General features: G+C 34.8%; 11 protein-coding genes. 3 read left to right on the forward strand and 8 right to left on the reverse strand.

The features are described 5' to 3' along the window. The first annotated feature begins 2 nt into the window (after nucleotides 1-2). From purE to O9307_RS01540, 3 genes are all read left to right on the forward strand, one after another. Entirely contained in the window at nucleotides 3-503 is a 501-nt protein-coding gene (gene purE / locus O9307_RS01530; RefSeq protein WP_298294634.1) for a 5-(carboxyamino)imidazole ribonucleotide mutase, read from the forward strand. A gap of 71 nt (nucleotides 504-574) precedes the next feature. Beyond that, nucleotides 575-2,608, forward strand: a complete 2,034-nt coding sequence (locus tag O9307_RS01535; protein ID WP_298294636.1) for a M3 family metallopeptidase — start codon at nucleotides 575-577, stop codon at nucleotides 2,606-2,608. A 143-nt stretch (nucleotides 2,609-2,751) separates the two neighbouring features. Further along, nucleotides 2,752-6,444 carry a DEAD/DEAH box helicase gene (locus O9307_RS01540; RefSeq protein WP_298294638.1) on the forward strand — a complete coding sequence of 1,231 codons (3,693 nt, stop codon included), beginning with the start codon at nucleotides 2,752-2,754 and terminating at the stop codon, nucleotides 6,442-6,444. A 154-nt stretch (nucleotides 6,445-6,598) separates the two neighbouring features. Here O9307_RS01540 and O9307_RS01545 read toward each other — a convergent pair whose 3' ends face one another. The 8 genes from O9307_RS01545 to O9307_RS01580 all read right to left on the reverse strand — a co-directional run. Then, nucleotides 6,599-7,150, reverse strand: a complete 552-nt coding sequence (locus O9307_RS01545; protein WP_298294640.1) for a hypothetical protein — start codon at nucleotides 7,148-7,150, stop codon at nucleotides 6,599-6,601. Between the two features lie 1,309 nt (nucleotides 7,151-8,459). Next, complete coding sequence (locus O9307_RS01550; RefSeq protein ID WP_298294642.1) at nucleotides 8,460-8,840, reverse strand: hypothetical protein; 381 nt, start codon at nucleotides 8,838-8,840, stop codon at nucleotides 8,460-8,462. A 418-nt stretch (nucleotides 8,841-9,258) separates the two neighbouring features. After that, nucleotides 9,259-10,005: a response regulator transcription factor gene (locus tag O9307_RS01555; RefSeq protein ID WP_298294644.1), complete on the reverse strand. Its 747-nt coding sequence runs from the start codon at nucleotides 10,003-10,005 to the stop codon at nucleotides 9,259-9,261. Then, complete coding sequence (locus O9307_RS01560) at nucleotides 9,998-10,918, reverse strand: HAMP domain-containing sensor histidine kinase (RefSeq protein ID WP_298294646.1); 921 nt, start codon at nucleotides 10,916-10,918, stop codon at nucleotides 9,998-10,000. Before O9307_RS01560 ends, O9307_RS01555 begins: the two co-directional genes overlap by 8 nt. Further along, entirely contained in the window at nucleotides 10,882-11,646 is a 765-nt protein-coding gene (locus O9307_RS01565; protein ID WP_298294648.1) for a tetratricopeptide repeat protein, read from the reverse strand. The genes O9307_RS01560 and O9307_RS01565 overlap by 37 nt, the downstream gene beginning before the upstream one ends. 111 nt (nucleotides 11,647-11,757) lie before the next feature. Continuing rightward, complete coding sequence (locus O9307_RS01570; RefSeq protein WP_298294650.1) at nucleotides 11,758-12,312, reverse strand: hypothetical protein; 555 nt, start codon at nucleotides 12,310-12,312, stop codon at nucleotides 11,758-11,760. 456 nt (nucleotides 12,313-12,768) lie between these two features. Beyond that, nucleotides 12,769-13,896 (reverse strand): IS91 family transposase, encoded by a 1,128-nt coding sequence (locus tag O9307_RS01575; RefSeq protein WP_298294654.1) that lies wholly within the window; start codon nucleotides 13,894-13,896, stop codon nucleotides 12,769-12,771. A gap of 20 nt (nucleotides 13,897-13,916) precedes the next feature. Next, on the reverse strand, nucleotides 13,917-14,886 hold a 970-nt coding region (locus O9307_RS01580; protein ID WP_298294652.1), incomplete at its 5' end, for a tyrosine-type recombinase/integrase.

Raw genomic sequence — 14,886 nt, forward strand, 5'->3', positions numbered from 1 at the left:
ATATGAAAGTAGCCATCATAATGGGAAGCATTTCGGACATGCCGGTAATGCAAGACGCCATCGATATCCTAAACGGATTTGATATAGCAGTAGAAGTCGATATTGTTTCGGCACACAGAACACCAGAAAAATTATTTGATTTTAGCCAAAATGCTCACAAACGTGGTGTTTCGGTGATTATTGCAGGAGCGGGAGGCGCCGCGCATTTACCAGGAATGGTGGCTTCTATGTCGCCACTTCCAGTAATTGGTGTTCCTGTAAAATCAAGCAATTCTATTGATGGTTGGGATTCGGTATTGTCGATTTTACAAATGCCAGGTGGTGTACCTGTAGCAACTGTGGCCTTAAACGGTGCTAAAAACGCTGGAATCTTGGCTGCTCAAATCATCGGTAGTGCTGATAAATGCGTTTTAGATAAAATTATCCTTTATAAAGAAGGATTGAAAGACGCTGTAAACAAAGCAGCTGAAGGATTAGCCCCCCAACCCCCGAAGGGGGAGTAAAATCCGAAAACAAAAAAAATTATTAACTCAATACCCTACAATGCCCCCTTTGGGGGATAGGGGGCTTATCTATGGAAATTTTAACCTCTACCTTCAACACGAAATACAATACCGCACCCTTTTCTCAGATAAAATTGGAGGATTATAAACCTGCATTTATCGAAAATATCGCTGCGGCAAAAGCGGAAATTGATGCCATCATCAACAATCCAGTAGCTCCGACCTTCGAAAACACTATTGAGGCCTTGGATTTTTCAGGAAATGCTTTGGACCGTTTATCGTCTATTTTCTTTAATTTGAATTCCGCCGAAACTTGCGATGAGATGCAAAAAATCGCTCAAGAAGTTTCTCCTTTGTTGACCGAATTCAGTAATGATATTACCTTAAACGAAGCTTTATTCCAAAGAATAAAAACGGTTTACGAGCAAAAAAACAGCTTGAATTTATCGCCCGAACAAGCAACATTGTTAGACAAGAAATTCAAAAGTTTTTCTCGAAATGGTGCCTTGCTTTCGGAAGAAGACAAACTAAAATTACGCGAGATTGACACGGAATTGGCTAAACTCAAACTAACTTTCAGTGAAAATGTTTTGGCTGAAACCAACAACTACCAATTGCATCTAACCAACGAAGCCGATTTGAAAGGTTTACCAGAAGGCGCCATCGAAGCAGCTAGTGCATTGGCCAAAAGCAAGGATTTGGAGGGTTGGATTTTTACTTTGGATTTTCCAAGTTACATTCCATTTGTGACCTATGCCGACAATCGTGAATTGCGAAAAGAAATCGCCATCGCTGCTGGTAAAAAAGCCTTTCAAAATAACGAATTCGACAATCAATCCATTGCCTTAAAAATTGCTAAGTTACGCTTCGGAAGAGCTAATTTATTGGGATATGAAACGCATTCTCATTTTGTCTTGGAAGAAAGAATGGCGCAACATCCCGACAAAGTCAAATCGTTTTTGAATGATTTGTTGACCAAAGCCAAACCAGCTGCTGAAAAAGAGTTTGCTGAATTATCAGCTTTCGCTAAAGATTTAGACGGCATTGAACAATTAGAAAAATGGGATGGCGCTTATTATGCCGAAAAATTGAAGCAAAAATTATTCAACTTGGATGACGAAAAGCTAAAACCTTATTTTCAATTAGAAAACGTTTTGAACGGCGCGTTTACTATAGCCAATAAATTATTTGGATTGATTTTTACTGAGGTTTTCGACATCGATAAATACCACGAAGAAGTAACCACCTATGAAGTGAAAGATGAGTTTGGAGAACTCGTGGCTATTTTCTACGCTGATTTTTTCCCAAGAAAAGGCAAACGAAACGGTGCTTGGATGACTTCTTTCAAATCGCAATACATCAAAGACGGTGTCAATGAAAGACCACACATTTCTAATGTTTGTAATTTCACCAAGCCAACTGCCACCAAACCTTCATTACTAACATTTAATGAAGTAACAACTTTATTTCACGAATTTGGTCACGGCTTACACGGTATGTTGGCCAACACTATTTATCCAAGTTTGTCAGGAACCTCAGTGTATTGGGATTTTGTGGAACTACCAAGTCAGGTGATGGAAAACTGGTGTTACGAACCAGAAGCACTGGCATTATTTGCGAAACATTATGAAACGGACGAAATTATTCCACAAGAATATGTCGACAAGATAAAAGAAAGCGCTAGTTTCCAAGAAGGAATGGCTACACTTCGCCAATTGAGTTTTGGTATTTTAGATATGGCCTTTCATAGTAACAATCCAAACGCCATTACTGACATTAAAGCGTTTGAAAAAACAGCTTTTGAAGGCACTTCATTATATCCAGATGTAGCCGAAAACTGTATGTCGGTTTCCTTCTCCCATATTTTTGCAGGCGGTTATTCGTCTGGATATTACAGCTACAAATGGGCTGAAGTGCTCGATGCCGATGCCTTTGCTTATTTTCAAGAAAAAGGCATTTTCAATAAAGAAGTGGCGACAAAATTCAAAGACAACGTACTTTCAAAAGGCGGTACCGAATTACCAATGGAACTTTACAAACGTTTTAGAGGGCAAGAACCAAAGGCGGATGCGCTTTTGAAAAGAGCAGGATTGATAGCCTCCTAACCCAAAAAAGGGGAACGAAAGTTCTGTCGATTTACAAAAAAACTTAATTCAATTATAGAACCGAAGCAATAATGCTTCAGTTTTTTTGTAATTATCTTTTTCAAGAAACATTCTTTCAATACATTTGAAAAAAATAGTATTAAATGGACATTAAGACAATCCAAAAATTCATCAAAGCCAATAGCAACCCGAATTCAAGAAGTAATTCTAATTATGTTTATCCTGAAATTAGCAGTTTTTCTGAAAACACATTTAAATTCGATTGTGAGGGAAATTATGGTGATTACGAAATACAAATTGTTTTTGAAAAAGACACGATTGACACTTCTTGCACTTGTCCTTATTCTTATACCTATCCTGGCATTTGTAAACATATTATTGCTTCATTAAAAATTGTAATTGAAACATATAGTGATACAATTTCAAAAGAGATTCAAATAACAAGTCCTACTACAGAAAAAAACTATACTTTATTTGAAGAACTTCCTATTTCGACAACCAAACTCAAACCCAATCAAATTCATTTAAAAGAAGGAATTATTACTTCAAAAATAATTAATGATAACACAATTGCTCCAAGATACCGTGGTTATGGTTATGAAGACTACCGAATTGTTGCCGCTTCACAAACAGAAGTAGTTACAAAAAATACGGGTTGGGGTTCAGGTGAGCAAAAGTTTCAATACAATCCTGAAACAGAAGTTTTAGAATTTGAATGCAATTGTTCCAAAACAAAAAAAAAATGTGAACATATCGGAAGTGCACTACAAGAAATAGAGAACGTTTTTGGCAATAATTTGTTTGCCAAAAATTATATGGAAGAAAAAGCAAAAGATGCAATTGCAAAATACGGCTTTACTATTGAGGATGATTATAATAGTATCTTTAGTTTTAAAATAACCCCCAAAGGCTTTGAAACCAAATCTAAAGCCAAAAACATTACAACAGATTCTAGAGATTTTTCAAAAGTTTTTAAAGCCGAGATAATCAACACCACGATAAATCTTCCGTATTTAGACGGAAGAGATAATGATTTTGGCTTGGGAGTTTGTCTTGAATTTGAAAGAAAAAAATTCGAACAGCTCTTTCTGTTTCAAGCCAAGTACAACAAAACAAGAACAGACTTTTCTTCTTCAATCACCAGAGTCAACTATTATAATATTGAAGATGCATTAACAATCTACAGCTCCGATCAAGAACAACGATTGATTATAAAAACAATGCAAATCAACAAATTGTTGTCAAAATACAAATCAACTAAAGATGTCAATTATTTAAAAAAAGCCATTGCTTCTAACCAAGAACTGATGGATATTTTACAAAATAGTTATAGTTATGTTTATGACTCCAAAAACAATTTGGTTCGCAAAAACTTAGAAGCTTGTGTTTATGACAATAGAACGATAAAATTGTTTTTTATCATCACCGAAACGCCTCATTTTTATACCCTAAAAGCAAAAGTTTCGCTAAACGACAAAAACTACAATCTCGATGCGGCAGCTTTGCAAATCACGCCTTTGTTCATCTTTGTTGAGGGCGTAATTATCCCTATATACGATGCAAAACTTTCTATTTACCTTAATCATTTCAGCAATTTTGCCGAAGTGAATTATCTGAAGAAAGAGACTCCTGATTTTTTTGAAAAAATAGTCCAACCACTATCCGAAAAATTTGAAGTTCAAACAACAGTTTTCAAAAAAGAAAAAGAAAAAATCAACGAAAACGGACTAGAAAAACAAGTCTATTTGACTGATTTTGAAGGTGAATTTATAACCTTCAAACTAGCAGTAAAATATCCTAATCAATTGGTTTCCGTACAATCTTCGGAATTTTTATTTAACAAAGAAACCAACTCCTATCAAGAACGCAATCAAGCATTTGAAGATAATTTCATAGAAGAATTTAAAGGTTTACATTCTGCATTTCAAACGCAAGAGGAACTTTTTTTTCTTACACCCGAGCAACTTTTTGAGAGTTATTGGATGCTCCACGCCACCGAAAGAATGAAGCAGTTAGGCATTACCGTCTTTGGGGCGAATGACTTAAAATCTTTCAAATTCAATCTGAACAAACCGGTTATTCGAGTGAATTTGAAATCAGACATTGATTGGTTTGACATTGAAATTGACATTAGTTTTGGCAATCAAAAAGTAGGCATAAAAGAATTGCAGAAAGCGTTTTTGAAAAAATCAAACTATGTTACACTTGGCGATGGCACACTCGGAATCCTACCCGAAGAGTGGATGAAAAAGTTTGCCAACTATTTTAAAACGGGAGAAATTAAGAAAAACGGCGTTCAGATTTCGAATTATCAATTTGGGATTATCGACGAATTGTATGATGAATTAGAAAGCAAACCTACTTTTCTAGAAGAATTGTACAACAAGAAAATGCGTTTGCAAAACATTTCCGAAATTGAACCTATTGCCATACCAAAAGGTATCAAAGCCAAATTGAGAGATTACCAACACCACGGGCTCAATTGGCTGGCTTTTTTAGACAAAAATCAATTAGGTGGTTGCCTGGCAGATGATATGGGACTGGGCAAAACCTTGCAAACCATTGCGTTTTTGCAACATTCAAAAGTAACAAATCCAAAATGTTTACCTTCGTTGATCATTGCGCCTACTTCGTTAATTTTTAACTGGAAAAACGAAATCGAAAAGTTTTGTCCAACCCTAAAATTATTGGTTTTTACGGGGGCAAACCGAATTGAAAACAAAAATAATTTTAACAAATACGATTTGATTATTTCTACCTACGGATCGTTGCTGAACGATGTCGAATTTTTGAAAGATTTTAAATTCAATTATGTTATTTTGGACGAAAGTCAAGCTATCAAAAATCCAAATTCTAAGCGATACAAAGCCGTACGATTATTGCATTCGCACAACAAAATTGTACTTACAGGTACACCTATAGAGAACAACACCTTCGATTTGTATGCGCAACTCAATTTCCTAAATCCAGGTTTATTGGGCAATATGACCCATTTTAAAAACAACTTTTCGGATGCTATTGATAAGGAAAAAGATTTTGATGCCTCACAACTTTTGGGCAAAATCATTGCGCCCTTTATGCTTCGCCGAACCAAAGAGCAAGTGGCTACCGAATTGCCCGAAAAAACCGAAAGCATTATTTTTTGTGAAATGGGCAACGAACAACGTAAAGTGTATGATACTTTTAAAAATCAATATCGTGATTATTTGTTGAACAAAATTGACGAAAATGGTGTCGAAAAATCACAAATGTACATCTTGGACGGATTGACCAAATTGAGACAAATATGCAATTCGACCGCATTGATTCCATCCGAAGAAGATTTTGGAGATTATTCAATAAAATTGGAAACATTAATCGAAAATATCAAAGAAAAAACAGGAAATCATAAAATTTTGGTCTTTTCCCAATTTGTAAAAATGCTTCAAATTGTAAAAACCCGCCTCGATGAAGAACACATTCAATATGAATATCTGGATGGACAAACCACCAACAGACAAGATCGGGTAGAAAATTTTCAGAACAACAAGAACATAAGAGTGTTTTTAATTAGCCTAAAAGCGGGCGGAACGGGACTCAATCTTACCGAAGCCGATTATGTGTTTATCATTGACCCGTGGTGGAATCCCGCCGTGGAAAATCAAGCCATCGACCGTTGTTACCGCATTGGACAAACCAAAAAAGTGATGGCGTATCGAATGATTTGCAAAGATACCATCGAAGAAAAAATCGTTTCCTTACAACAAAAAAAGAAAACGGTAGCCTCGAGCATTATCTCGATAGATGACGAGAAAAAATCGTTTGATATTAATGAGGTGAAAGAATTGTTTCGATAAAAAAACTTAAGAGAGGCAATGCTTTTCGGACAGCCTCTTTTTATAATCGAATTTGGCTTGGACATCTAAACGCCTTTAAGTACATGCAAACCTATATATTAAAATCAATAGTAAAAATAATAGGGGTGTCCATTATTAGCTGAATATTTGCAATTCAAGCTATTTCACTTACTATAACTTTCGTTGGGTAATAACAACTCACGTAACAATTCTTTTTGCCAATATAATAGGTTCTCCGATCTTTATTAAGGATGATTTTAAATGCTGTTTCATCGATGTCACTTTTAATAATTGCCTTGCCGCTTTTAGAGGCAAATATGGCTTCGACAGCAATGTTTGCAGCCTCAGCTGCTACAGTTCCCAAAGGGCTATCTGTGACGATATCGATAGCTGCTCCAATTGCGTCATCCATTGCTTTTATTACCTCACTTTCAAATTTTTGTACGAATGATAGATCAGAAACTAGGTATTGAAGAACTGTATCATGCAAGTTTCGGTACGCTACTGCCCAATAGTTGGTATGTTTACTATCGTAAACAATTTCAAATTCAAGATTAAGTTCTTGACCCTTTTTGTATTCAGCGGTAAATTTTGTGGTTATATCTTTGAAGTATCCAGCTTCTTGCCATTGAATTACTGCAATTTCTGCAATCGGATATTTTGCATCGTTTCGTATGCAAATTTTTGCAACTTTATTTTCTGCCATTTTAATTTATTGTATTTACTCCTACTCATCAGGCTTTTCGGTTTCCTCCACTACAATTACCCTTTGCAGAAAGGTTCGTTTCTTAAAGTGGGTTCTGCTCCACTGTTTTAATTTTTGTATATTCTAAAAAATAGTTTTACTCCTTATTACACCTCTATAATCAGTTAATTAACTGTGGGTTGTGTGTAGTTTAGATTGCTATTTTTAGAACTTACGAAATCTACTTTTTAGCGCTAGGTTTTGTTTTCTGAGATAAAATTAATTCTTGAATAAGAGGTAAATGAGAAAGATGTTGTGAATGGAAGACTCTCTGTTGTGAATGGAAAGAAAAAGAGGTGTGAATGTAATTTACAAATCAGTATAAAATAAAAAATCTTCCCTTTGGAGAAGATTTCTAAGTAGTTAGAGAGAATAAAAGGCTATTTCAAATGGTAAAACTTTTTATGATTTCTTTGTATTCCCGTCTGTGCCGATATGCCACAATAGGTTAGCGCAGATATTCATCTGTGCCCACTCCAATAGCAAACTTCAAAAAAAATCTAACAAAATTGCAGTTAATTCATTTATCCAAACCTCCATAATTTCTAGCGGAACTGAAATAATAATCTTCAGGTAGTGTCACTATTTTATCTTTTACAGGATTAAAATGAATATAGTCTACTTTTTGCTTAATAAATTTATTGCTAAAAATGTGTTCCGCATGATAACCATAAATCTCTAAACCTTTGTTTTCTTGACAATATTGCAATACTTTATAATATTATTTTTTTGATTTAACCTCGTAAATACATCCATCCAACCTACTGTTGTTATGGCTACAAAATAGGCTTCATCAGTAATAGTTACTTTATACTTTGTTGCCGTTTTTGTTTTAAAATTAAACAAAAAAGTTGTAGTCTTTTTACAACTACAACTTTTTTACTTTAAATGTCTGCTCACTGTTGTGGGCACAGGCAAATGCCTGCGCTAACCTTTAGATTGAAGACAAAACTGCGCCATTGGGGTACTATATATTTTATAGAATACTCAAATCTCTATAAGTTAATTTACTTCCTACTCATCAGGTTATTCGGATTCCTACCCTGCAATTAACCCTTACAGAAAGGTTCGTTTATTTAAGTGTTCTGCTCGAATGGTTTATTTTATAGATGATTGTAGAGTCTTAGAATTTTGTTAGGTTGCAAAAGCCTGATGAACCTGTTGAAATAAAGATAAGCCAGCGGAAAACAGTATTGAATTATAATGTGATTTTAAATTCATCCGAGCTATGCTAACAAAGATGCTAGCAACCACGAAAGCCGTTTTATAACTATGCTAACTGCTTCACTTGACTTATAATTGCGGTTATAATACGACTCTTGTCATCACGCCCAACACCAGTACACTGAACATCAACACCTTCCGCAGTGGATCTCGAAACAAGTGCCCCGCTATCACCAGGGTGTTTTATATTCTTAATATAAATTTCCCCCAGTATAATAGCCTTTTCTCCTCCAATTAAACTCAACTTTATTTCACCATCATGGTTTGTTGTGGAAGTCAAAACATAATCAGTCTCCTTACTTGATGGAATTACAGGATGATCATGAATCATTTTACCATTATCCGTTAAATGAGCAAAAGAATCAATTCTTAACGTTATTGATTGATTGGTTTTATTAGATATTTTAAACATACATTTACTTGACATATTTTCATAATTTAATACCTACTCATAAGGCTTTTCAGTTTCCGCCCCTACAATTACCCTTTGCAGAAAGGTTCGTTTTTTAAAGTGGGTTCTGCTCCACTGTTTTAATTTTTTAAATATTCTTAAAAACAGTTTATTTCTTTAAACTTTATCTATAATTAAGGTAAACACCTATGAGTTGTGTGTAGTTTAGTTTGCTGTTTTTAAGAACTCATGAAAACTACTCTCTAGCGCTAGGTTTTGTTTTCTGAGATAAAATTAGTTCTTGAATAAGAGATAAATGAAAAAGATGTTGTGAATGGAAGACTCTCTGTTGTGAATGGAAAGAAAAAGAGGTGTGAATATTATTTACAAAACATTATAAAATAAAAAATCTTCCCGATGGAGAAGATTTTAAATGGTTGGAGGTAACAATTCCTTATTTCAAAATTGTGAAACTTTTTATTGTTTCTTTATATTTTCCACTAAACGTGACTTGGTGATTTCCCTCTAAAATCAATAAATTATCCTCAAGAATAATTTTTTCGATAGTATTGGTATTTACAATGTATTTTCGATGGGTTTGTACAAAGGTTTTACTGCATAATAACTCTTTTATTTTTCCTAGGGAGATTTGAATGACAAATTTCTCTTGTTTTGTGATGATATTACAATAGCGATCTTCTACATCAATGTAAATAATGTCGCTTATTTTTACTTTGTTTAAGGCGTTTTTCTTTTTTATGAAAAGATAGCACTCACTTATTATAGTATCTTGATGATCGTTGATAAAAACATTAGATTGATCATAAAATTTTTCTAAAGCCATTTCCATGGCATATAAAGTTTCTAACCCATTGAAAGGCTTTAGTAAAAAACTATAAGGTTTGGTTAGTTTGGCTCTTTCAAAAATTTGTCTGTCTATAGAACTGGTTAAAAAAACGAAAGGTTTTAAAGCATTAGGTATAGTCGAAATAGTTTCAGCAAAAGTAATACCATCTGGATTCCCTTCTAAAAAAACATCAATGATAACTAGATCTATAGGTAATTTGTAGAATAAGGATAAAGCTTCCTGATAAGAATTGGCAATTCCAACTACATTATAATTATTTTCTTCTAATACTTCTTGCAGTGCAGTAGCTTCTTCAGGAGTATCTTCAATAATGAGAATGTTTATTTTATCCATTAGATTTGTATTTAGGAAGTCCGATGATCATTTTTGTACCACTATTTTCAATGCTTTCGATAGTAAAGACACCATTGTTTTTTTGAATCATCGATTTACAAAGTTGTAAACCTAAGCCAGTACCAATTCCTTTTTGGTTTTTCTTTTTGTTGAGGAAATTTCCTTCTTTGAGTAAATTTGTCCTTGTTTCCTCATCCATTCCTATTCCTGTATCTTCAATGATGAGGTAATGAAAAGCATCATTTTTAACATCAATATAGGCAGAGATTGTTCCATTTTCGTTTGAAAATTTAATAGCATTATCGAGCAGGTTACGAAGAATTATTTTCAAAGAATTTAAATCTGCCAGTACCTGAGTAGCTTTTGGAATAGTATTCGTAAAAACAAGGTTTTTGTTTTCAAATAAGGGTTTATAATTGTACTCTATTTGTTGGATGACAGAATATAAGTCAACAGATTCGATATGAAAATACAATTGCTGCGTTTGTAGCGTTGCCCAATGCAGCAGGTTTTCTAATAGATTAAAAGTACTGTTGGTAATCGCCGCATTTTTATGTACAATTTTGTCTAATGCCTCATAATCCCGATTTGCAATATCTTTTAGCAACTTTGTATTGGTGACTTTCAGCATATTGACAGAGGAACGCAAATCGTGACTAACAATGGAGAAAAGTTTGTCTTTGGTAGCGTTTAAAGCATCTAAATCTTCTTTTTGAGCCTCAATAATTTTATTGGTTTTACTTTTTTGATTATAAAAGTAAAAAGCTGTCCCAAAAAGTAATAAGAATAAAATTGAAGAAGCGACAAAACCATTTCGTTGCGAAACCTTTACTTTATTTTCAGACTCTAGTAGTTGTATTTCTTTTTGTTTCTGGCTTATAGCATATTTTTTTCTGTTTCTGCTACAGCCCATATTTTGTTTTGATTATTTACGGAGTCCTTCCATGTATCATATTCTTTTCGATACAGCATAGCTTTTGTAAGATCTTTTCTGTTTTCTTCCACAACCGCCATATTCAAAGCTGCGTTTTGTTTTATCTCAAATTTTTTTATTTTTTGGGACAAGGCATAAGCTTTTTCAAAATAAGGAATGGCCTGACTGTCTTTGTATTGCTCGTAATAGAGATTGGCAATATCCATATAGGAACTAATCAACAACAACGTGTCGTTTTCCTTTTTTTGTAATGCAGCACCTTTTAACAAATAGTTCTCTGCCTTTTCAAATTCTTTTAAATGAAAATAACACAAACCAAGATCGTGAATTACTGAGCTTTTTTTTAAATAACTATCATTTTTTTTTGGAAGAGTATTTAGTTTTTCAAAATAATGAATAGCTAATTTATATTTTCTCTGTTCTAAAGCGATACCTCCTAAATTTCTAATTATCAAATTGTAAAGGGGAAAATCTATAGTTACAGCACTATATTCTTTTTGAGTTTCTTTGAACAGTTTTTTTTTCATAAAACTGTAACCTCTCATATAATAAGTAAAATTTAAAATTTCCTTGCTAGTATTATGGGATATTGCTTTGGAAGAATAAACAATTACTGAATCCCACCTTTCTTTAAAGAAAAAATACTTTGTTTTATTAAAGTTTTGTTCAACTCCTCTACATCTATTGATTCTTTCTAATAACATCATTTGTTTGTCACTTTCTTGAGAAAAATTTAGATTGCAAAATAATGTAAACGCTAGAAGAAAAAACGAACGGATTGGATGAGTAAACATATTTCGTACTTCAAAAAAAAAAAATCAATCTGTTGTTTGTACAGTCGTAACAGTCCCTCTTGAAGTCTTAGGATCTATATTCCAAAGGAAAGTTTGTACTTGTTTAATGTGTTCTAATTTAACATCTATCCCTGTAAATATATCTTTATTTTTAATATCTTCAGGCATAGTAGGGAAACCTGTTTCATCTGTAGTAGTAAACTCAACTTTAAAAACTTGATATGTGTTATCAACTGTTTCACCATCAGTTATTTTATTACTATCAATAATTGCTTTAAGTTGTTCTTCATCACAGTAAATAAAAAATTGGAGTTGGTTTTCTCCGTAACTACCTATTGTGAATTGCTGATTTATTTTAGGCTTTAAATCATTTGCACTTAATGTTGTTCTAACTAAGACAACAGCTGTAATTTCCAAACCATTTCCAGTCATTATAGCCTGATTTAAAGTTGGCAAAGGCTGTTTAAAAGTCTCACCAAAATTAATACTTCCAATTTCAGATACGACTACTGTTGTCTCTAATGGCGTTCCTGGTGGATTAGTAAGTCCGTCTTTTTCAGAATTTGTAATTATTCCCATAGTATTGTTTATTTAGTTAATTGTATATAATGGATATGCAAATAAAAATTACACATTAAGTTAAACTACGTTTTTGTAATTAATTTGATTGCTAAATTCTTCAATAGTTACATAATTCAAAGCAGAATATCTTTTTAATCTGTTATGCAGTATTTCAATGCATTCAAAGAATTCTAGCTTTCATTTTATTTTCTAGACTAAAATTAAAATAGAAGTCAAGCCTAAAATAAAAAAATGTCATAGAACAGCTAGGGTTTCGTTGCGGCTGCAAGCCGAACAATGAAACCCGTGTTGAACGGAACCGATTACAAATCCGTCAACACTATGGAGTTATCGTAAAGTTTTGAGAGAGAATACAAGAGGCAATTGCGCCTCTTTTTTTTTGGGGAGTAGGTTTTCATTGGTTTTTTTCGTGTTTTCCTTCACATAGGAGCATAAAATCCCTTACCCGTAAAATCAATTTTCACAGGGATTCGAATTTTGGCTACAGCCAAGATACCAAGCAGGCGGGCCACGGTAGTCAAAAACCGCTATTCGGTGTAAATTGCCTGTTTTACAGCAAGGGCATTTGGGTAAAAAAGGCTTTTTTTCTACTTTTTCCAACACTTTTACCTGGAGTTTCTCCCGTAAGAGTTGTAGTTTTTGACGCTTCCAAGTACTGCTCAAAAAGCCATAATGCCTTATTTTTACAAACCTCTTGGGCAAAATATGCAACGCAAAGCGCCTGATGAACTCCTGATGTGTAAGAGTCATTTGCTTTTTAAAACCATCAGCGCGATAGTCTTTATAATCAAAAGTTACGTTTTCATTGTCAATGCTCTTGATTCTTTGGTTACTAATAGCGATTTTGTGGGTATATCTCCCTAAATATTCCACTACCGATTTTGGACTTCCAAAGGGCTTTTTGGCAAAAACAACCCAAGGCTTTTGCCATAATTCCTGCCGGATTTGCTCGTAGTGGATAGGTGCTTTTGCTTTGAGTTTTTGACAATATTTAGCCCGAAACACTTTAGACATGGCTTTCACTGGGAACAGAAATTTTCCATCAGTACGCAAGTTTTGCCAATTTGCATTTTTATCAATTCCACCACCAGGCACAATACAATGCAGGTGAGGATGCAAACTCAATTGTTGTCCCCATGTATGCAAAACGGCAATCATTCCCATTTGCAGTTCTTTGGCTTTGCCAAAGTGTTGCAGGGTTTCCCAAGTTGCTTCAAAGAGGGTATCATACACTACTTTTGGATTGTGAATCGCCAAAGCGTTGATGCTGTCAGGCAAAGTAAAAACCACGTGGAAATAAGGAACAGGCAAGAGTTCCGTGCTTCGGGCTTGTATCCAATCTTCGCGTTTGTTACCCTGACACTTAGGACAATGCCGATTGCGACACGAGTTATAGCTAATGCTCAAATTGCCACAGCCATCACAAGCATCGATATGACCGCCTAACGCGGCTGTCCGACATTTTTTTAGGGCATAAAGCGTACGAAGCTGCCAAGTATTGAGTCCATAATTTTCGATTTTTGAACCTACTTTTCGCAGTATATCGGCTACTTCACTTCGACTTGGCTCAGTGCAGGCTATTCGACTTGGCTCAGTGCAGGCTACTTCGGGCTGCACTTGGCAAACAACGTATCGAGTGGGCTAAAAATGCGTTGACTCTCGAGTTGCGCAATGTGCAGATACTCCATCGTGGTTTCGATGCTTTGATGTCCCAAAAGGTCTTTCAGGGTCATAATATCCATGCCGTCTTCGAGCAGATGCGTAGCATAGGAGTGTCGCAGTGTATGTACACAAACTTCTTTTTGGATACCCGCTGCCTTAACGGTTTGCTTAATGACCCATTGTACGCCTCGCTGAGAATATCGATTGTCAAAATCCCCTCCAGCCCTTTCCATAGGCTGACCATTGAAAAGAAAATCTTGTGGTTTTTCGGCTTCGATGTATTTTTTGAGCCCTCGAATTAAGTGTTCTGAAAGTGGTACATAGCGGTCTTTTTTGCCTTTACCTTGCACTACTTTGAGTTGTTTTCTATCGAAATCCAAATCTTGCAAACGCACCGAACGCGCTTCCATACAGCGCAAGCCACAACCATAAAGCAAACCAATAAGAATGCGATGTTTCAGCAATTTGGCGTTTTGTAGCATGGCCCAAACTTCTTCTTTGCTCAACACCACAGGTAGCTTTCTCTCGTGCTTTATCGAGGGTAATCGAAGGTACTCGTACGGAATGCCCTCGGATTTGAGTAAAAAACGTAGTCCATACACGCAATGTTTAAAATAGGTTTGCGAGGGCGTTTTGGACTTTTTTTGTTGCAAAAACAAGTAGTCTTGTACTTGTTCTGAATCAAGCTCGGTGGGGATTGTACCAAAATGAAGCGAAATCGCCGCCAAGTGACGCGCATAGTTTTCAAAAGTGCTTCGACTTCTCCCCAAGACAGAAACCGTGCGCTCAAAGCGTGATAGTAATTCTTCAAAACCTAGAACTTCCCGTTTGGCTTGATGTAGGATTTTATTTTCCCTTAATGCTTCCGGATTCTTTTTTTTGTAGTCATAATTTACGAATTTTAAGTAT

The sequence above is a fragment of the Flavobacterium sp. genome (genome assembly GCF_027531905.1).
Classification (GTDB): Bacteria; Bacteroidota; Bacteroidia; order Flavobacteriales; family Flavobacteriaceae; genus Flavobacterium.